The organism is Parabacteroides sp. 52 (assembly GCF_010500925.1).
GTDB lineage: Bacteria > Bacteroidota > Bacteroidia > Bacteroidales > Tannerellaceae > QVMG01.
On the sequence record NZ_QVMG01000001.1, the window covers coordinates 41,430 to 60,660 of the forward strand.

The window sequence follows — 19,231 nt, forward strand, 5'->3', positions numbered from 1 at the left end:
GTGACCGCTCTTAGGCAAAGAGGATACTGACACCTATCCCTATATAAATCAAAGCGGCACCTATATTTACCCATACGGCCGTACGGGGATTTTGCATAAGGCCTCCGGCCAGTTTAGAGGCCAACATGGCCACCAGGGTAAAGAGGATAAAAGCTTGTAAGATAAACAGAGAACCCAGTATACAGATTTGTATGGCTGGGTTTTCTGCGTTTATATCTATAAACTGAGGCAGGAAAGCCAGAAAAAACAAGATCACCTTGGGGTTCAGTAAATTCATAAGAATTCCTTTGTAATACAATTTCTTCATTCCCCGTTTCTTACCCTCTGCCTGAAAAGAAGACTGCCGACGGTTCAGGAAGGCTTTTATCCCCAGATAGAAAAGATAGGCCGCACCAGCTATTTTCAACACAGAAAAAGCCGTAGGCGATTCTTTCAACAACACAGAAACACCCAAACTGATGGCGGCTATATGAAAGAGTAAACCGGTACATAATCCCAAAGCAAATAGAATGCCGGCCTTTTTCCCTTGCACAATACTTTGTGTGATAACAAACAATATATCCGGACCCGGTATCAGAGTCACTAATAGAGCAGCACTAAGAAATCCCCCAATATTCATACGTTTTATTTCTTTATAAAATACAAATTTATCTCTTTTTTGCGAGTTTGCAATTACCATTATTCTACTGCCCATAGCTATCGTCAGTAGTAACGATAGCTATCATCAGTAGTAACGATAGTTATCATCAGTACTGACGATAGCTATCAACAGTAGAATTGTCTCTGAATTTGAAAAAAAGTATCTGTTTATCTTTAAACAAACAAAGGCTGTCCGGGTATATTCCCAGGCAGCCTTTATATATATAAAAGGATCTTTATTATCCGTAAATCCGTCTATTATTCTCCAATCGTTGTTTCTTCCGAATTGCTGGAGGCACTTAGTCCTTTCATAATACCATACAAACCGATACATAATGTAACCATAACGATGGTTAGTTTCAGGTAATCGTTTGGGATAATAGAAGTACATGCCAGGATACAGCCGGCGATTGTTAATAGAACATATAGGTATATGCGGGTTTTTCCGCTTGTTTTTTTAGACATTTTGTAATCGTTTTAAATAAGTAAATAATCAGGCTTTGCTATCTCTGCAGCAAAAGCCGGTAATAAATAAATCTTGTACCAATGGGTACATAGGGGAATGCATCTGCAAACAATCGTTTCCAAACACAATCTATCTTAATTACTTATTTTTTAATTAAATAATGATTTTCCGTAAAGCATACACATGGTATCCTGCACGGCGAAGGAGGGCGGCATAATTTATGGTTTGACGTAAAGAAACATATTCAATCGTTTTCTGCAACTGGTCAGTACCTCTCAGGCGTATGTCTTGTACCATACGTTGGGCGTTTTTAATAACCCGCAGAGGAGGCAGATAATAAGTAGACTGAACATGCCGACAGGGAGGCAGGAAGTGATTACTCTTCATGTCCTTATTAAGCACCTCGATACGATGCTGTATGTCGGTCAACGTATTTTTCTCTTTCATGACGGTTTCGCGTTCATGCACACGTATAGATTGGCTACTAGCATCCTCTTGTGGGATGAATAGCCAAACAGTCAGAAGCAATCCCCATATGAAAAGAAACTTTTTCATGGCTCAAATATACGATCTTTTAGTATTAGGATAACAACTGAATCTTTTTTTTGTTCTTACTTTGCATTTATTTACGAATGTAAGAGAGAAATGAAACCAATGAAAGAAAAGAAACCGCTGGTTGCCGCCTGGGTAGAGGCAGCACGTCCGAGAACTTTACTAGCCTCATTCAGCCCGGTATGCATAGGTTGTGTATTGGCCTGGCAGGAGGGGGTCTTTCAATTCGTTCCGGCTGTTTTATGCCTATGCGTTGCTTTATTGGCCCAGATTGCCAGCAATTTCGCCAATGATTATTATGATTTCAAGAAAGGGGCAGACCGGGAAGACCGTGTAGGACCGGCACGTGCGGTGGCTTCCGGCTGGATCAGTCCGAAAGCGATGTTCAGAGCCACCTTTCTGACGTTGGGAATCGCTTGTCTTTGCGGTTGTCTGTTGTTGTTTTATGGAGGGTGGATTCTACTGCCGGTAGGTTTGTTGATGGCTCTTTGTGTATTGGGCTATTCGACAGGTCCTTATCCGCTTTCTTATTATGGACTGGGGGATGTCTGTGTCTTGCTTTTTTATGGCATTGTACCTGTTTGTTTCACGTATTATGTACAGGCAAATACTTTTTCTTTCTTGTCGTTCCTGTTGTCGTTGGCTGTTGGTTTTCTCTCTATCAACATATTGGTTGTCAATAATTACCGTGATTATGAACAAGATAAGATATCCGGCAAACGAACAACGGTCGTTCTCTTTGGGAAAAGGTTTGCTCGTATATTTTATCTGACTAACGGTTTGTTAGCGATTATACTGACCCTTCCTTTTATAGAGAACGACCGTCGTTTCATTGAAATAGGTTTATCTTTCTTCTTTGCCGTTTTTATTACCCTCTGGTGGCAATTTATTCATTCCGAAGGAGCTGCATTGAATAAAATATTGGGAAAAACAGCGATGTCTGTTTTCTTATATGCTTTACTTCTCACAGCGATTCTACTTTTCTGAATCAGAGTCCCAATAAGATCTTCTTTAAGACGGCCTGGGCAGAGATCTCCCGGTTGGCAGCTTCGGGTATAACAATGCTTTGTGGGCTTTCAATAACCTCGTCTGTCACAATCATATTGCGACGTACGGGTAGGCAATGCATGAAATAAGCATCGTTTGTTAGTTTCATCTTTTCAGTATCCACAGTCCAACTCCGGTCTTTACTCAGTACCTGTCCGTAATGAGGATCCGCAAAGGCGGCCCAGTTTTTGGCATAGATGAAATCAGCCCCTTCAAAAGCCTTTTTCTGATCGTATTCAACTGTTGCCTTGCCAACAAAAGAAGGATCCAGTTCATACCCTTCGGGATGAGTGATAACAAACTCATAGTCTGCGGCATTCATCCATTCGGCAAAACTATTGGGTACAGCCTGAGGCAGTGCTTTGGGGTGGGGGGCCCAGGTTAAGACTACTTTCGGACGGGCTTTCTTTTTGTATTCTTCAATCGTTATCAGGTCGGCATAACTCTGTAAGGGATGGCGTGTGGCTGCTTCCATGCTGAACACCGGACGTCCTGCATATTGAATGAATTGGTTCAATATTTTTTCTGTATAGTCTTCCTCTTTATTTTCGAAACGGGCAAAAGAGCGGACACCGATAATGTCACAATAGGAACCCATCACAGGGATAGCTTCCAATATATGTTCCGGTCTATCCCCATCCATAATAACTCCCCGTTCGGTTTCTAGCTTCCAGGCTCCTTGGTTTATATCCAAGACCATCGTATTCATTCCCAGGTTCATGGCGGCCTTCTGTGTACTCAGGCGGGTGCGTAGGCTGGAGTTAAAGAATATCATCATCAGTGTTTTATTCTTTCCCAGTTCTGAAAATTGAAAACGATCTTTTTTTATCTCAAAAGCATCTGTCAGTGCCTGATCCAGATTGCCGATATCTTGCACACATGTAAAATTTCTCATATTCTTATTTTATTATAAAAGAGACGGCAAGTTAGGAAGAATACAATATATTCACAAGGAAGAAATCAATTTTCCCGAACTTGTCCATTGCCTTCAATGATATATTTATACGTTGTTAACTCGGGCAGTGCCATGGGACCGCGGGCATGAAGTTTCTGTGTGCTGATGCCGATCTCGGCACCAAAGCCAAACTGTGCACCATCGGTGAAAGCTGTAGAGACATTGGCATAGACGCAGGCAGCGTCGACAGTTTGTTGGAACAACCGGATGGTATCCGGCGATTCACTGACAATACATTCGCTGTGTTTGGAACTGTATAGACTTATATGATCCAATGCTTCATCCAAGAAAGAAACTGTGCGGATACTCATTTGGTAATCCAGGAATTCCGTTCCGAAGCTTTTGTCGGTCGCTTCTTGCAGGAGATCATCGGGATAATGTCCGTACAAGGCTTGATAAGCCTCTTTGTCGGCATGAATTATCACCTTTTTGTCTTTGAGCTTTTGACAGATGAAAGGGAGATCACTCAAACGGTCTTTATGCATAATCAGGCAGTCCAATGCATTGCATACACTGACGCGTCTTGTCTTGGCATTGGTGACAATGGCTTGTCCTTTTTCTTTTTCACCGTTTTTATCAAAATAGGTGTGGCAGATACCTGCCCCGGTTTCGATAACCGGTACCCGGGCATGTTCTCTTACATATTGGATCAAGGCACTACTTCCCCGGGGAATAATCAAATCAACTAAACCTACGGCATGCAAGAGCTGGGTGGTGGCAGCCCGGTCGGGAGGCAGCAAGATACATATATCCGGATTTATCGTGTGTTTTACCAATACCTTGTGGATGACCTCTACCAGGGCCCGGTTAGAGTTGTCGGCATCGGATCCTCCTTTCAGAAGGCAGGCATTTCCGCTTTTGAGACAAAGGGAGAATACGTCAAGGGTCACATTGGGACGTGCTTCATAGATAATGCCGATCACTCCAAAAGGAACCGTTACTTTTTTTATTACCATCTCATTGGGGCATTTACTCTCCATGAGTACTTTTCCCAGAGGAGAAGGCAGGGTGGCCACCTTTTTCATGTCGTCAGCAATATCTTTCAATCGGGATTCGGTCAACTCCAACCGGTCATATTTCGGATCAGCCAGATCCATACGGGCTAGATCCTTGGCATTTTCCATCAAGAGATGATCGCAGTTTTGCATCAAGGCTTCAGCCGTTTCTTGCAAGATTTGATTGATTCTCTCGTCCGGAAGCATACACAGGGAACGAGAAGCTGTAACGGTTCGTTTAATCAGCTCGTTGATCATAAGCGGTCGATTAATAGTAGTGTTTAATCTAAATATAAATAGTCGTAATGCACGAGGGGCTTCAAGTCGCGTTTGCCTATAAGGGAGACCGCCTCTTTGCTGTCATAGTCGGTACAGCCAACGCCTATTTGCGAACCTTCATCGTTGAATATGCGTACTATATCTCCTTTTTCAAAGTCCCCGATGATATGGGTTACTCCCACAAAGAGTATGCTGGTAGCCTGAGGGCAAGACAGGGCTTCCGTGGCTCCCCGGTTGATATGTACTTCGCCTTTGGCAAAACCATCGGAATGGGCAATCCATTTTTTAACACTGCTTACCGGTTTGGAAGAAGGAATGAAACGGGTGCATACCATAGGGTCGTTGGGGTTGAGTAGGAGAGGGAGGATATGGTCTTTTTTACCGTTGGCAATGATTACGGCAATACCTTCATCTGCTACCTTCCGGGCAATGCGACATTTAGTAAGCATGCCTCCCCGTCCAAAAGAAGAACGACTGGTTTGTACGTAGGCAGATAGATCTTCCGCATTCGTATCTATTTCACGTATAACCGTACTGGCAGGATCGGCCGGATCCCCGTTGTATATACCGTCAATATTGCTGAGAATGATTAAGGCGTCCATGTCCATCATCGTGGCAATCAAGCCGGATAATTCGTCATTGTCGGTAAACATCAATTCGGTAACCGAGATCGTATCGTTTTCATTCACGATCGGGATAACCTTATTGGCCAACATGACCTCCATACAATGTTTCTGATTCAGGTAATGGGTACGGCTACTGAAATTTTCTTTGGTGGTAAGCACTTGCCCACACCGTATACCATGTTCCCGGAAAAGCTCGTAATAACGGTTGATAAGCTTAGCCTGACCCACTGCTGAATAAAGCTGTCGGGCAGATACCGGATCCAATTTTTTGCCGGCTTTTATCTCACTGCGGCCGGAGGCTACCGCCCCGGAGGATATCAGAATGACTTCCAATCCAAGACGATGCAACTCGGCTACCTGATCGACCAAAGCAGACATACGTGTTATGTCCAAGGTACCATCCTGCCGGGTCAATACATTACTGCCTATCTTAACCGCTATTTTTTTCATTTTTTGTCTTTGTCTCTGATTTCTACCCGGCGGATCTTGCCACTGATTGTTTTGGGCAGTTCTTCCACAAACTCTATGACACGAGGATATTTATAGGGGGCGGTTACTTTTTTTACATGCTCCTGTAATTCTTTTACCAAAGCGTCTCCTGCTTTTTCTTTGTACTCTTTAGACAGGATGATTGTCGCTTTTACTATTTGCCCGCGTATCTCATCCGGTACCCCCGTGATGGCACATTCCACAACAGCCGGATGGGTCATCAATGCACTTTCTACCTCAAACGGTCCGATCCGGTATCCGGAGCTTTTTATGACATCGTCAGTACGGCCTACAAACCAGAAATAACCGTCTTCATCCCGCCAGGCAACATCACCTGTATAATAGTAACCGTCATGACACGTGTTCTTTGTCAACACAGGGTCACGGAAATATTCTTTAAAGAGTCCGAGAGGTTTAAGCTCGGAGGTACGTACCACAATTTCTCCTTGTTCCCCATCTTCCGTCGGACTGCCGTCCATGCGCAACAGATGTACGTCATATTGTGGGTTGGCTTTACCCATAGAACCCGGCTTTGGTTCCGTCCAGGGAAAGGTGCATACGGTAAGTGTTGTTTCTGTTTGTCCGAAACCTTCCATCAGCTTTATGCCTGTCAATTTGAGAAAAGACTCGTAAACAGCCGGATTCAAGGCTTCGCCAGCGATGGTACAATATTCTAAAGAAGATAAATCGTATCGGGTTACATCCTCACGTATCAGGAAACGGAAGATGGTAGGAGGGGCACAGAGGGAAGTAATCCGGTAGTCTTGTATCATCTGAAGCATATCCGCCGGATTAAACTTCTCATGGTCATAGACAAATACCGTAGCACCGGCAAGCCATTGGCCATACAATTTGCCCCATACGGCTTTTCCCCATCCGGTATCTGCAATGGTCAGGTGCAGGCTGTCCTTATGCAGGTTATGCCAATACTTACCGGTAGTGATATGTGCCAACGGATAGGTAAAGTCATGTGCCACCATTTTGGGATTGCCTGTTGTGCCGGAAGTAAAATACATCAGGGATATATCGTCATTGGTATTCACCTTTTCTGGACGCACAAAAGGAGCTGCCTTTTCAATACCTTTATGAAAGTCCTCAAAGCCATCAGGTACATCAGGCCCTACGGAAACCAATCTTTTTATAGAGGGTGATTCGGGCATGGCTTCAATGACATGCTTGGTCACATTCTCTTCTCCGACACAAACAATCATTTTGATGTCTGCTGCATTGTTTCGGTAAATGATGTCTTTCTTTGTCAACAGGTGTGTGGCTGGTATTACCACAGCTCCCAGTTTATGTAATGCAATAATGGAAAACCAGAATTCATAGCGACGTTTCAATACCAGCATAACCATATCCCCTTTTCCTATGCCTAACGACTGAAAATAAGAGGCAGTCTTGTCTGTTTGTTCTTTTAGCTCTGCAAAAGAAAAGTCGTGATGTTCCCCTTTGTCGTTTGTCCAGCAAATCGCTCTTTTGGCAGGTTCTTCTTTTGCCCATACATCCACTACATCGTATCCGTAATTGAAATCTGTAGGAATATTTACCTTAAAGTTTTCTTTAAAATCTTCCTGCGACGTAAACGTCGTCTGATCCATGAAACGTTCTAACATTGTATTAAACTATTGATTGTAGTGATTATAATATGATTGCAAGGAAATTTACAATTTCTCCGTCCAAGGCTTTCATCCCATGGGGTAATTCGGAGTTGAAATAGATACTGTCTCCTGCTTCCAGGATCAATTCTTTCTTGTTGATCTGAAGTAATAAACGACCACTTAAGATCATATTGTATTCTTGTCCGGGATGTGTATTGAGATAAATAGGTTCGTTCTCCGGCTTCGGATGTACGGTCACCAGGAATGGGTCGGCTTTTCTTCCTGCAAATCCGGCAGCAAGTGACTGGTATTTATAGGCTTTTGTACGTTCAACAGCAATGCCTTTTCCTTTGCGGGTGACAAAATAAGAACTCATCTTGGGTTCGTCACCAAACATCAACGTGGTTAACTCCACATGATAAGCCTGGGATATCTGATGTAAAACACTGACTGAAATATCTACTGTACCGCTTTCCAATTGCAGGTACTTTTCGGGAGTGAGCTGGCATACTGTTGCCATTTCTTCCGGAGTAACATCCAGTGCTTCACGAAGCCCCACCAAACGTTCTGCTATCTGCTTTATCTGTTCGTTCATTTTCTGTGGATTTATGTGATTGATTTATTTGGGCAAAGATAGATATAAAAAAAGCAAAAAGACAATGAATCGTTTGTTTTATTGTCTTTTTATTAGAAACGAGCGGGCATGAAAAACAATAGCGCATCCGATAAAGAAAAGGTGTGAATCATACTTCTTTTTCCAATAAATTTATTAAGTTTATGCGCTAAAGTACATTACGAATAACCTCTATTATCTAAACACAACATGAACAACGCTATTTTTAGATTCCCCAACCCGGGAAACGAACCGGTCAAATCCTATGCACCGGGATCAGATGAGAAAAGAGAATTGAAGAAAGCTTTAACACAGATATGTACAGAGGAATGGGATATTCCTTTACTTATCGGAGGCAAAGAAGTAAGAACCGGGAACACCGGCAAGGTGGTAATGCCGCATGATCATAAACACGTCTTGGCAACCTATCACAAAGCAGGTGAGAAAGAAGTGCAAATGGCTATTGATGCAGCCATGAAAGCACATCGGGAGTGGTCTGAACTGCCCTGGGTAGAACGTGCTTCGATCATGTTGCGTATAGCAGAATTGTTCGCAACCAAATACCGTTATTTATTGAATGCTTCGGTGATGATGGGACAAAGTAAAAGTCCTTTTCAAGCTGAAATAGATGCCCCATGTGAGTTGATAGACTTTTTACGTTATAGTACTTTTTATGCCGGCCAGATCTATGCCGATCAACCTTATTCGGATAAAGGAATCCTGAACCGGATGGAGTATCGTGCTTTGGAAGGATTTGTCTTTTCTTTGAGTCCGTTTAACTTTACTTCTATCGCTAGTAACCTGAATATGGGACCGGCTATGATGGGGAATGTGGCCGTATGGAAACCGTCAACGACAGCTATTCATTCCAATTATCTGTTGATGAAAGTATTCCAGGAGGCCGGCTTGCCCGATGGTGTTGTCAACTTTATACCCGGTCAGGGCAGTGTGATAGGCAAAGTGATTACAGCCAGTCCGGATCTGGCAGGATTTCATTTTACGGGCTCTACTGCAACCTTCAACACCTTGTGGCGTCAGATGGGAAACAACCTGGAAACGTATAAATCCTATCCGAAAATTGTAGGTGAAACAGGAGGGAAGAACTTCATTTTTGTTCATCCGTCTTCTCCGACATTGGAAGTGGCTACTGCTATTGTACGGGGAGCTTTTGAATACCAGGGACAAAAATGTTCGGCTACTTCCCGTGCCTATATACCCAAATCCCTTTGGAAAGAAATAAAAGAGCAGATAGCTGCTCAGTTGAGTGAAATCAAGATGGGAGACCCGCAGGACTTCACCCACTTTTTCAATGCGGTGATCGACGAAACCTCTTTTGACAACATAAAGAGCTATATCGATCATGCCGGACAAGCTAACGATGCAGAGATTATCTTCGGAGGTAAATGTGATAAATCCGTAGGTTATTTTGTTGAACCGACAGTCATTCTGACTACCAATCCGCAATACAAAAGTATGGTGGAAGAGATTTTCGGTCCGGTTATTACAGTATATGTATACGACGATAATAAGTACGAAGAAACCCTGGAACTTTGCGACCGTACATCTCCTTATGCCTTGACAGGTTCTATTTTTGCCCGTGATCGTTACGCCCTTCAGATGGCATTTGATAAACTACGCTACTCGGCAGGTAATTTTTATATCAATGACAAATCGACCGGTGCCGTAATTGCTCAGCAACCTTTTGGAGGATCCCGTGCTTCAGGAACAAATGACAAAGCCGGAGGGCCGTTAAACCTGACTCGTTGGACCAATGCCCGTTGTATCAAAGAGGCTTTTGTGCCACCAACGCATTTCAGTTATCCATTCTTAGGAGAGAAATAATAGTCATTGCCTACTGTCAATTTAAAACGAAGTATATGCTGGACTTTATGAATACCGAGATTGCTTTTTCGTCAAAATCGAAGAAGGAATTAAAAAATGCGTATATGTTGTACACGGTAATGAAATATCCGTGGGTAGTGAAATTAGGTAAATATGCCTCTCTGATAGCGATAAAGATTCATTTCCCTTTGGCATGGATTGTCAAACCTACTTTGTATAAACAATTTGTAGGCGGTGAGACACTGAAAGAGTGTGAAAAGCAAATTCATCACCTGAAAAAGTTTAATGTAAAGTCTACAATGGATTTCTCTGCTGAAGGGGAGCAGACGCCTCAAGGTATACAAGCCACTTTTAAAGAGACACTCTCTTCCATTGATTATGCCAAAGGCAATCCGGATATTGCCTATACTGTATTCAAGCCGTCAACAATTACCCGGGATGAAGTTCTTTGTAAAGCTTCTGAGAAGAGGGAAGAGATGACGATAGAAGAAATACAGGAATTTCGTGCATTCAAAGAACGTTTTATGGCTTTATGCCGTCGTGCCTATGAGAATGACGTACGTATCCTTGTAGATGCTGAAGATTATTGCTTTCAGGATGCTATTGATGAATTGACAGATACGGCTATGCGTGAGTTTAACAAAGAACGTCCGATTGTTTTTGCCACCTTGCAGATGTATCGGCATGACCGGATGCCTTACCTGCGCCGGATACTGGATGATTCTATGGAAAAAGGATATTTTCCCGGCATAAAGTTTGTACGTGGAGCCTATATGGAAGAAGAACGGGCGCGGGCTGCTATCATGGGATATCCCGATCCTATCTGTAAAGATAAAAAAACAACGGATGAAAACTACGACGCCGGGGTGCATTTTGTGATGGAGCATATAGACCGGATGGAACTTTTTATGGGTACGCATAATGAGGAGAGTAATTATAAGTTAGCCGCTTTGATAGATCAAAAAGGGTTAAAACGGAATGATTCACGGGTGTACTTCTCCCAGCTTTTGGGAATGAGTGATAATATTTCTTTCAATTTGGCACACGAAGGCTACAACGTAACCAAATATGTTCCTTATGCACCTGTACGGGATGTATTACCCTATTTACTTCGTCGGGCAGAAGAAAATACCTCTGTGGCAGGACAGACCGGACGGGAACTTCGGATGCTACAGATAGAGATGGAGCGGCGGAAAAAAGAAACAAAGTAAGCTGTGTTATACATTCATTTCGAATTCCTTTCGAAGAGAAACTCTTCTCCTTGAAAGGAATTCTTTTTATTTAGACCTCCATATCTGCAAATATTTAACTACTTTTGCGCGAGACAATTTACAATACTATATATTCCGAACAATGGATTTTAAACTAAATAAAGGCAGTGGCTGCATGGGTGAAAAAGGCTGCTGCAGAAAACAAAATAATAAACTCAATACATATGACTGGCTATGCGACGTACCTGATGCGGAAAATGCAACCGACTATGTAGAAGTACAATTCAAGAACACCCGCAAAGCATATTATGTAAATACGGCAAAACTGCCTTTGGAAAAAGGGGATATTGTTGCTGTTGAAGCCAGCCCAGGGCATGATATTGGTACAGTTACTCTTACAGGTAAATTGGTTCTTTTGCAGATGAAAAAGAACAATGTCCGCACAGAAGGAACAGAACCCAAAAAAGTATACCGCAAAGCCAAGCAAACCGACATCGAAAAGTACGAGGAAGCCAAAGCAAAAGAAGATGCGACCATGATTAAATCCCGTCAGATAGCAGCCGATCTCGGACTGAATATGAAGATAGGAGACGTGGAATATCAAGGAGATGGAAATAAGGCTATCTTTTATTATATCGCAGATGAACGGGTAGACTTTCGCCAACTGATAAAGGTTTTAGCCGATGCTTTCCGTGTACGTATCGAAATGAAACAGATCGGAGCCAGACAAGAGGCCGGACGCATTGGAGGAATTGGCCCTTGTGGACGCGAACTCTGTTGTTCCAGCTGGATGACTAACTTTGTTTCCGTTGCTACCGGCGCAGCCCGTTATCAGGATATCTCCATGAACCCGCAGAAACTGGCCGGACAATGTGCCAAACTGAAATGTTGTATCAACTATGAGGTCGATGCTTACGTCGAAGCACAAAAACGCTTACCCTCCCGGGAGATCGTATTGGAGACAAAAGACAATAATTATTATCATTTCAAAACGGACATCTTCAAACGGGAGATTACCTATTCAACAGACAAATCGTTTGCTGCTAACCTGGTTACCATTCCCGCCAGCCGTGCCTTTGATGTGATCAATATGAACAAAAAAGGGAATAGACCTATTACCCTGGAAGCGGATGTCAAACCGCAACCGCCCAAACGTGATGCATTGGATATTCTTGGTCAGGAGAGTGTGACTCGCTTTGATAATGTAAAGAAGAAGAAGAAAAAGAGACCGGCAAACAACACGAATGGGAACGGAGGACAACATCCGCCACGTGAAAACGGACCGAAGCAAGTAAGACCTCGTGAAAATGGTCCCAAACAAGTCACTCCCCGTGAAAACGGGAACGGAGGACCGCAGCAAACGCCCCGAAATAATGAAAACAACCGGAATAATAATCCGAGGAATAATAACCGGAATCATTCCAAAGGAAAAGGAAATGGGAACAATCACAATAAACCGAGTCAACCGAATCCGGAAGCTTAAGAGTATTCTTGTCATTTCAGTCTTTAGCTTTTTCCTTTTGTCCTGTGGAGGAGGCAGTGTATATAATCAATACCTATCCATAGAGAACAAACATTGGGAAAAAGAAAAGGCATATTCTTTTACCTTTGAGATAGAGGATAATACAATTCCTTATGATCTGACGTTAGATATAAGGAATAACAACCTGTATCCTTACCAGAATTTGTGGATATTCTGGCAGGAGACACTACCGGCAGGTAGTATCAGTCGGGATACGCTTGAATGTATATTGGCGGATGATTATGGCAAATGGCTTGGCAAAGGAATCTCTTTGTTTGATTCCAACTTCCCATTACGGACGCATTATTTTTTCCCCGAAACAGGGACTTATACCTTGAGTATTCGTCAGGGGATGCGTACAGACAAATTGCCAGGCATTCAGAAGATAGGACTTCGGGTGGAAAAAGAAAAACAATAAGTTATGGTGCGTTTTCTGTCTTTCATTAGTCTTCTTCTACTCTCTTTCTCTACCGTTTATGCCCAAACAGAAATATCCGGTAGGCGTAAATCCGTTAAAACATCGAGTGATATAATGGCTGCCGTTACACCGGTGGCTTGTATAGCTACTGTTTTGGTCATGCAGGATTGGGAGGGGATGAAGCAGGGCGCTTTTGCCGCTGCAACGACTGTCGGCGTTTCTTATGCATTGAAATATCTGGTCGACAAAGACCGTCCGGACATGAGCAACAATCATTCTTTTCCATCATTGCACACCTCGGTATCATTTACCGGAGCCGCCTTTATCCAGAAACGATATGGATGGAAGTGGGGAGTACCGGCATACGCGGTAGCTTCTTATGTAGGATGGAGTAGAACTTATGCCAAGAAACACGACTGGTGGGATGTAGCTGCCGGTGCTGCTCTTGGAGTAGGAAGCGCATACCTCTTTACCCGTCCTTTTGCTGAAAAATACAATCTCTCCATTAACCCTGTAGCAGGAAAAGGATGTTATGGACTCCATGCCTCGATAATATTTTAGTGATTAGTGATTAATGGTGACCGTACCGGTCATTAGTTATGTCTATATGTTAAATACTTTATGGTCGCTTGCGGCCACTATTAATCACTAAACACTAATCGTTAATCACTACTCATGATGCAATGCCTCCGCTGGAGCCAGAAACGCTCCTTTGCGAGCTGGCAGCCAGGTGGCAATGGTTGTGATAAAAGCCATAAAAACAAAGGTAATGCCATTGGTTATCAGGAAACGCAACAGGGTGCGGTCGGGCAGGTAAGCCGGATTCGGAGCACCCTGGCGTCCCAAAGTTCTGATTACATCCGTATGTATAAACTGATATTCAATAATCATGGCAGGAATTGTGACCAGTGCAAGTAACAGCAGGGCTTCCAGAACAAGGCTGCCATGGATACTTATACGGGTAGCTCCCAAGGCTTTGCGCAAGCCTATTTCCGCCGGGCGTTGGTTGATACGATACCAGAAAGTGCCCATCACACAAAGCAAAATATTGGCAAGAAAGAAGAACATCAGATAGAGGCGTAGCCTGATGTCGTTTGTCACTCCAAATACCTGCTTCGTGTCCTCCCCGATCTTTGTGTAGGGAATAACGCTCAACAGGTAATAGTTGCCAATGCGCAGCCGCTCCGCTATCTCCGTCTTGAACTTCTCACGGAATGCCTGGGTAGAAACGGTAGAGGTATGACGAATAGATATTTCCGCATTGCCCACATTATTGGCCTGTAGCAGTTGCGCTGCATAAATAGCGCTCTGTGGACGATTGTAATCGAACCGCTTTATGTCGTCGACCACCCCTATAATAAGATAGCGGCTCTCCGGGCGTCGCCACCCCTCTACCTCTTTCCTAAAGAAAGGTTCTTCGCGGAAAAGAGATTGCTTCACCTGTTGTCCAATAACAATTCCGTTAGCGGCATCCCAATCAAAATCGGCAGTAGAGACTGATTTGTTTCCATTGTCCGTGGTGTATTTGAATACCCCGAAGAAATCATACGTTGGGTCGATCGTGATCCATTGTCCGCCGGAATATAAGGTGGTGTCATTGCTATTGATGATTGTCCTGCTCGAATAACTACCACTGCCCGGAGCCCCTCCATAGAAAGAAACAGCAAGAGATTCTACTCCCGGAAAGTCCTCTATTACGCGAATGATGCGCTTGTAATTACTCAGCTTCGCTTCGCCTTCGCTCTCTTCCGCCCGGTATTCAGGATGTTCTTCGGGCAATTCGGCAAGGTTCACCTGCAGAGTATGGTTCATGTCACGGTGATCGGGAATACACAGATTATAGTTGTAGACAAAAAGATAATCGACAATGTACCAGACTAAGCAAAATACAAACAATAGTTCAAGGGCAATCCAGATATTGCTGCGTCGGCGATTCCACATTTGTTTTAATAATGTTCTCCACATAATCGTCATTGTTTAGCGTTCAGGGAATAAATAATATTTCTACGTGAAGCCCGCCAGGCAGGAATCACAGCCGTCAATAGGTTTAACAGGAAGCAAATCAATAGCGTGATAAAGAAAACCGGCAGGTTGATTAGCATAGAGGGAGTAAACAACACCTTCGTTCCTTCGGGTGGCAGATCGACAAAATTCTCGCCAATACTCATCACCCAATCGGCACTGAAAAGAATCAACACATAAGAGAACAACAGACCTGCCAGTCCACCCAAGAGAGTGAAGAGGAAGTTCTCGGAGATGATCTGTGTAATCAGGTTGCCCGAAGGTGCCCCAAAGGCACGGCGTATACCCATCTCGGCAAGCCTTTTCTCCATACGTGAATCGGTCATACCGGAAAGACTAATGGCCGGCACCAACAACAGAATAAGGAAAAGAAGGCTATACTGCATGGTTATTATCCTGAAGTTAGGCCCTACATTCGACCAGAAGCGGAAGGTCGACTGCCAGTAGCGGTCGGGCTGTCCGTTGAGATTAAGGGTGAACTCCTTTTCCTGGCGGTTATGTTGCTCTACGCGTGCTTCTATTTTCCCTTTGATGCCGGCAATATCAGCAACGGAAGATGCGAGTATAAAAGCTTTCATATCACCGATGTTATTCCCCTTTCCGTAGCTTTCTTTATAGGTTGGATTGATCGTATAGGGCAGCCATACATTGGCATAGGTAGTGGCGGTGGCATACGAGGCATCCTTTACAACCCCGCTGATCCGGTATTGTTTGAAATCAATACTGATGTATTCACCTACAACATCCGTTCTGCCCAATAGCCGCTTGGCAGTAGAGGCAGAGACAACCACTGAGGTTATACCCGACTCAAACTCCGCCTCCGAAAAAGGCTTCCCTTCGATAAAATGAAAGGGGAAAACCGTCCAGAAAGGAACATCGACAAACTTCAGAATGATTTGCAACTGCTCTTTATTGTTGGGCAACTGGGCATAATGCTCTTCATCCCAATCTATCATTACCGACACAGCTTCCACCCCGTCAGTCACCGGGCGGATAAACTCATCGACAAGTTTCAGGGAAATAGATCCACTACTTGAATTATCTTCTCCATACAATTCACTGACTGATTTGACAACCAGCATCCGATCACGGTTTGTCTCCGGATAGATATTAGCTATCTTGATATAAAACACGATAGACAAAACCATCACAATGGTTATGGAAAGCCCCGTCCCAATAATATGGATTGCACTAAAGAGCTTCTCCTGTCTCAAAAGATTCCAGGCTTGTTTGAAATAAACCGTTATCATAGATATTAATTGTTAATTATTAATTGTTAATTGTTAATTGTCAATTGCTCATCACACCGCCTTGTCATATCGTCAATCATTAATAATTAACCATTAACAATTAACAATTAAAACACTCCTATTCGTAGTGCAACGCCTCTGCCGGTTGCACCCGGGCTGATCGTTGGGCAGGATACCATATACCTAATGCTATCATGATAAACATAAACAGATAGGCGATGCCCAGACCGGTCAATAAGCGACCGATGCCAAACGGCAGGCGGAAGGTATCCATATAGTCCAGATAAAAGAGATTGATGGTTATAAGGACAACGGGGATAATTGTTAAGAGCAACAGGCATAACCCTTCGAGAAATAATAAGCTAAAAAGCCCTTTCCTGTCAGATCCTAAAGCCATCCTAAGTCCCATCTCCCCCTGGCGGTATCCGGTGCGAAGCCAGAATGTTGCAATAATGCCAAAGAAAATATTCAACAGGACAAAGGCAAACAGGCTAAGATCCGTTTTTTGTTCTTTCCAATAGTAGTTTAACCGGGAATTACGCATCTCTTCAACTGCTTCTACTCCGCTTACATACAGATTGTTGACAGTCAGGCGATCGCCCATCTTCTTGGTGAAGTCAGCTCTGAAATTCCGATCGGCCTCGGGCTTTACCCGGATGATTAGTTCTGCATTTGCGGCGCCGAACATCTTTACATTCGCAACAAACACAGAGCCTGTCAGGCACTGGAATATACAGGGATCCGCTTTCTCATAATCCGAATTGCGCACCAGGCCGGTTACTCCTGCCACCACAAAGCGCGCCGTATCTGTTCCATAGACCGAAAGAACCGTTTTGCCTACAGCCTGTTTATCGGGGAACAGCTTATCGCGGATATCAGAAGTGATCACGACAGCATTGTTTAAAGATAATGCAGACATATCGAATGGCTTTCCGTTTTCGGAATAGACCCGTGAGACATCAAAGAAATCAGGGGTTACCCGGCGGTAGTTATAATCACCATAATCGCTCGCAGGATGTACAATGCCATCATCTGCTATCAGGTTTCTCCGCGAATTGCCCCGCGAATAGAAACAGCTCCAATAAGAGATGCTGGCATTTTCTATCTCGGGCATCTGTTTCAAACGCTGCACAAGCAGTTGCAAATCTTCTGCTTCCGTTGAAGTTGCCTGTTCGACAAATCCTCTGTCTCCCTCCTTTTTATCACTCATTTTGATGCGGTAAGTATGGCTAACATCAAAACCTTTCGGTTGGAAATAGGTATAATAATCAATCATAAAACGATCGGTCACATAAAAGATAAACGCCCCTACCAGTATCAATTCGGCAAGCAACCAGCCGTTGCTTTTGCGTTCTTTCCAAAGTTGTTTCAATATATATCGTATCATATTCCTATTGTTTAGATGGTTTTACCGGTCAGGCTATAGACAATCGGCTGGCGCGACATACGCCAGGCAGGCACACCGGCACTAAGCAGGTTCATCACAAGGCAGAAAACAACAGCAGCCACAAAGTTAGCAGGCTGGAAGAGCATCCCCATGGTGAGCATAGTATCGGCTGTCAGAAGAAAACTCCGGCTGATGTAGACAAAGAAAAAAGAGAGTAGGAATCCGATCAGAGCACCAATGGCTGTAATCACTAAGTTCTCGATTAGTATTTGCCCCATCAGGGTATTTCCGGTTGCACCAAAAGCTTTACGGATGCCCACTTCGGACGAGCGTTTGCGGATATTGTTCATCGTTATGCCCGTCAGGTTCAGTGCAGGCAACAACAACAGGAAGAGTATGATCAACAGGTTCTGCAAATAATACTTCCCGGATGAAGCGCCAACAATCCAATCAATAGCACTGTAGGTACTGGCTTCAATCTGATATTGCAGGTTATTGTCGGAGCAACGCTTCAGAACATTGTCTAACTCTTCCTGCATTTCCGGCAAATCCTTTTTACTGTGTGCCTGCAACACTAACATCAGGCTACCAACCGTATCTTCATTCCAGGAGGCAATCGCTTCTGCATTGCTGGTTAGTGTTGCCCACACCTGAGCGTATGCATAACCGGTTGCCCGGGAGACATCTGCTACGACACCTACTATTTCATGCGGTTTCAGGTCTATATCCACTATTTGCCCTATTGCCTTTTCACCGTGGAAAAGCTGCCGTGCTACCTCTTCACTAATAATTGCTTTGGGTACTCCGGCATTTATCTCATCACTGGTGAATGGGCGTCCCTCCAGAAAGCGAAACTGATATGCTTTCCAGAAGTATTCATCCGTCCATTTTACTCTGTAATCTGCATATAACTGCTTGGCAGGAATTGCCAATAACGACTCTCCACCCGAATAAAAAGCAGCAACAACCGCCGGTGTCTTCAGGTCATACAACCAATTCTTGATCAATGGATAGGAGAAACCGGTATTATTGCTCTGCCCCGTCATTTCGGGTTTAGGGCGTGAAGCTACCGATCCGTAAAGCGTCCTGTCGCGGGCTGTCTCCGGTGCATAATTGGCGGTTTTGATCTGATAGACCATAAACATCACCATCACCAATGCAATGGCCAGTGCCGTCCCCAGGATAGATACAATACTTACCAGCCGGTTCTCACGGAGTATCTGAAGGGATTGTTTGATGTATTGTAATAACACGATTAGTCTAATTATTAATTATTAATTATTAATTGTTAATTGCCGATTGCCAATCATTCATAATTAA

At 43.7% G+C, this 19,231-nt stretch carries 18 protein-coding genes; 6 read left to right on the forward strand and 12 right to left on the reverse strand.

All coding sequences use genetic code 11. The annotated features are described in order from the left end of the window. Positions 1-10: 10 nt before the first annotated feature. The 3 genes from D0T51_RS00180 to D0T51_RS00190 all read right to left on the reverse strand — a co-directional run bounded on the left by D0T51_RS00180 (position 11) and on the right by D0T51_RS00190 (position 1,660). Complete coding sequence (locus D0T51_RS00180; protein WP_163723708.1) at positions 11-619, reverse strand: LysE family translocator; 609 nt, start codon at positions 617-619, stop codon at positions 11-13. Between the two features lie 278 nt (positions 620-897). After that, positions 898-1,104: a hypothetical protein gene (locus tag D0T51_RS00185; RefSeq protein WP_163723710.1), complete on the reverse strand. Its 207-nt coding sequence runs from the start codon at positions 1,102-1,104 to the stop codon at positions 898-900. Positions 1,105-1,258: 154 nt separating this feature from the next. Continuing rightward, a complete protein-coding gene (locus D0T51_RS00190) occupies positions 1,259-1,660 on the reverse strand; it encodes a hypothetical protein (RefSeq protein WP_163723712.1) in 402 nt (133 codons plus the stop codon). 99 nt (positions 1,661-1,759) lie between these two features. Between D0T51_RS00190 and D0T51_RS00195 the strand changes: the two genes are divergently transcribed. After that, a complete protein-coding gene (locus D0T51_RS00195; protein ID WP_163724582.1) occupies positions 1,760-2,644 on the forward strand; it encodes a 1,4-dihydroxy-2-naphthoate polyprenyltransferase in 885 nt (294 codons plus the stop codon). Position 2,645: 1 nt separating this feature from the next. Here D0T51_RS00195 and D0T51_RS00200 read toward each other — a convergent pair whose 3' ends face one another. The 5 genes from D0T51_RS00200 to D0T51_RS00220 all read right to left on the reverse strand — a co-directional run bounded on the left by D0T51_RS00200 (position 2,646) and on the right by D0T51_RS00220 (position 8,241). Continuing rightward, a complete protein-coding gene (locus D0T51_RS00200; RefSeq protein ID WP_163723714.1) occupies positions 2,646-3,599 on the reverse strand; it encodes an N-acetylornithine carbamoyltransferase in 954 nt (317 codons plus the stop codon). A gap of 65 nt (positions 3,600-3,664) precedes the next feature. Continuing rightward, on the reverse strand, positions 3,665-4,912 hold the full coding sequence (locus tag D0T51_RS00205) for a glutamate-5-semialdehyde dehydrogenase (protein ID WP_163723716.1): 1,248 nt from the start codon (positions 4,910-4,912) through the stop codon (positions 3,665-3,667). Between the two features lie 23 nt (positions 4,913-4,935). Next, complete coding sequence (proB, locus tag D0T51_RS00210; RefSeq protein ID WP_163723718.1) at positions 4,936-6,009, reverse strand: glutamate 5-kinase; 1,074 nt, start codon at positions 6,007-6,009, stop codon at positions 4,936-4,938. After that, positions 6,006-7,661 carry an AMP-binding protein gene (locus D0T51_RS00215; RefSeq protein WP_163723720.1) on the reverse strand — a complete coding sequence of 552 codons (1,656 nt, stop codon included), beginning with the start codon at positions 7,659-7,661 and terminating at the stop codon, positions 6,006-6,008. Before D0T51_RS00215 ends, proB begins: the two co-directional genes overlap by 4 nt. Before the next feature lie 25 nt (positions 7,662-7,686). Next, positions 7,687-8,241: a helix-turn-helix domain-containing protein gene (locus tag D0T51_RS00220; RefSeq protein WP_163723722.1), complete on the reverse strand. Its 555-nt coding sequence runs from the start codon at positions 8,239-8,241 to the stop codon at positions 7,687-7,689. A gap of 228 nt (positions 8,242-8,469) precedes the next feature. Here D0T51_RS00220 and pruA point away from each other — a divergent pair, with 228 nt between their 5' ends. From pruA to D0T51_RS00245, 5 genes are all read left to right on the forward strand, one after another. Continuing rightward, a complete protein-coding gene (pruA, locus tag D0T51_RS00225; RefSeq protein ID WP_163723724.1) occupies positions 8,470-10,101 on the forward strand; it encodes an L-glutamate gamma-semialdehyde dehydrogenase in 1,632 nt (543 codons plus the stop codon). Between the two features lie 35 nt (positions 10,102-10,136). Continuing rightward, positions 10,137-11,312: a proline dehydrogenase family protein gene (locus tag D0T51_RS00230; protein ID WP_163723726.1), complete on the forward strand. Its 1,176-nt coding sequence runs from the start codon at positions 10,137-10,139 to the stop codon at positions 11,310-11,312. A 142-nt stretch (positions 11,313-11,454) separates the two neighbouring features. Continuing rightward, positions 11,455-12,795, forward strand: a complete 1,341-nt coding sequence (locus D0T51_RS00235; protein ID WP_239056599.1) for a regulatory iron-sulfur-containing complex subunit RicT — start codon at positions 11,455-11,457, stop codon at positions 12,793-12,795. Further along, a complete protein-coding gene (locus tag D0T51_RS00240; RefSeq protein WP_163723728.1) occupies positions 12,749-13,252 on the forward strand; it encodes a gliding motility lipoprotein GldH in 504 nt (167 codons plus the stop codon). The genes D0T51_RS00235 and D0T51_RS00240 overlap by 47 nt, the downstream gene beginning before the upstream one ends. A 3-nt stretch (positions 13,253-13,255) precedes the next feature. Then, on the forward strand, positions 13,256-13,813 hold the full coding sequence (locus D0T51_RS00245; protein WP_163723730.1) for a phosphatase PAP2 family protein: 558 nt from the start codon (positions 13,256-13,258) through the stop codon (positions 13,811-13,813). A 108-nt stretch (positions 13,814-13,921) separates the two neighbouring features. Here D0T51_RS00245 and D0T51_RS00250 read toward each other — a convergent pair whose 3' ends face one another. From D0T51_RS00250 to D0T51_RS00265, 4 genes are all read right to left on the reverse strand, one after another. Then, positions 13,922-15,217, reverse strand: coding sequence for an ABC transporter permease (locus tag D0T51_RS00250; protein ID WP_163723732.1), 1,296 nt, complete (start codon positions 15,215-15,217; stop codon positions 13,922-13,924). Between the two features lie 5 nt (positions 15,218-15,222). Further along, entirely contained in the window at positions 15,223-16,524 is a 1,302-nt protein-coding gene (locus D0T51_RS00255) for an ABC transporter permease (RefSeq protein WP_163723734.1), read from the reverse strand. Between the two features lie 118 nt (positions 16,525-16,642). After that, a complete protein-coding gene (locus D0T51_RS00260; RefSeq protein WP_163723736.1) occupies positions 16,643-17,911 on the reverse strand; it encodes an ABC transporter permease in 1,269 nt (422 codons plus the stop codon). Between the two features lie 11 nt (positions 17,912-17,922). Then, complete coding sequence (locus tag D0T51_RS00265) at positions 17,923-19,164, reverse strand: ABC transporter permease (protein ID WP_163723738.1); 1,242 nt, start codon at positions 19,162-19,164, stop codon at positions 17,923-17,925. Between the last annotated feature and the right edge of the window lie 67 nt (positions 19,165-19,231).

Bases quoted from the DNA above. Each gene is read 5' to 3' on its own strand.
- D0T51_RS00180 (WP_163723708.1), bottom strand. From the start codon at position 619: ATGAATATTGGGGGATTTCTTAGTGCTGCTCTATTAGTGACTCTGATA.
- D0T51_RS00185 (WP_163723710.1), bottom strand. From the start codon at position 1,104: ATGTCTAAAAAAACAAGCGGAAAAACCCGCATATACCTATATGTTCTA.
- D0T51_RS00190 (WP_163723712.1), bottom strand. From the start codon at position 1,660: ATGAAAAAGTTTCTTTTCATATGGGGATTGCTTCTGACTGTTTGGCTA.
- D0T51_RS00195 (WP_163724582.1), top strand. From the start codon at position 1,760: ATGAAAGAAAAGAAACCGCTGGTTGCCGCCTGGGTAGAGGCAGCACGT.
- D0T51_RS00200 (WP_163723714.1), bottom strand. From the start codon at position 3,599: ATGAGAAATTTTACATGTGTGCAAGATATCGGCAATCTGGATCAGGCA.
- D0T51_RS00205 (WP_163723716.1), bottom strand. From the start codon at position 4,912: ATGATCAACGAGCTGATTAAACGAACCGTTACAGCTTCTCGTTCCCTG.
- proB (WP_163723718.1), bottom strand. From the start codon at position 6,009: ATGAAAAAAATAGCGGTTAAGATAGGCAGTAATGTATTGACCCGGCAG.
- D0T51_RS00215 (WP_163723720.1), bottom strand. From the start codon at position 7,661: ATGTTAGAACGTTTCATGGATCAGACGACGTTTACGTCGCAGGAAGAT.
- D0T51_RS00220 (WP_163723722.1), bottom strand. From the start codon at position 8,241: ATGAACGAACAGATAAAGCAGATAGCAGAACGTTTGGTGGGGCTTCGT.
- pruA (WP_163723724.1), top strand. From the start codon at position 8,470: ATGAACAACGCTATTTTTAGATTCCCCAACCCGGGAAACGAACCGGTC.
- D0T51_RS00230 (WP_163723726.1), top strand. From the start codon at position 10,137: ATGCTGGACTTTATGAATACCGAGATTGCTTTTTCGTCAAAATCGAAG.
- D0T51_RS00235 (WP_239056599.1), top strand. From the start codon at position 11,455: ATGGATTTTAAACTAAATAAAGGCAGTGGCTGCATGGGTGAAAAAGGC.
- D0T51_RS00240 (WP_163723728.1), top strand. From the start codon at position 12,749: ATGGGAACAATCACAATAAACCGAGTCAACCGAATCCGGAAGCTTAAG.
- D0T51_RS00245 (WP_163723730.1), top strand. From the start codon at position 13,256: ATGGTGCGTTTTCTGTCTTTCATTAGTCTTCTTCTACTCTCTTTCTCT.
- D0T51_RS00250 (WP_163723732.1), bottom strand. From the start codon at position 15,217: ATGTGGAGAACATTATTAAAACAAATGTGGAATCGCCGACGCAGCAAT.
- D0T51_RS00255 (WP_163723734.1), bottom strand. From the start codon at position 16,524: ATGATAACGGTTTATTTCAAACAAGCCTGGAATCTTTTGAGACAGGAG.
- D0T51_RS00260 (WP_163723736.1), bottom strand. From the start codon at position 17,911: ATGATACGATATATATTGAAACAACTTTGGAAAGAACGCAAAAGCAAC.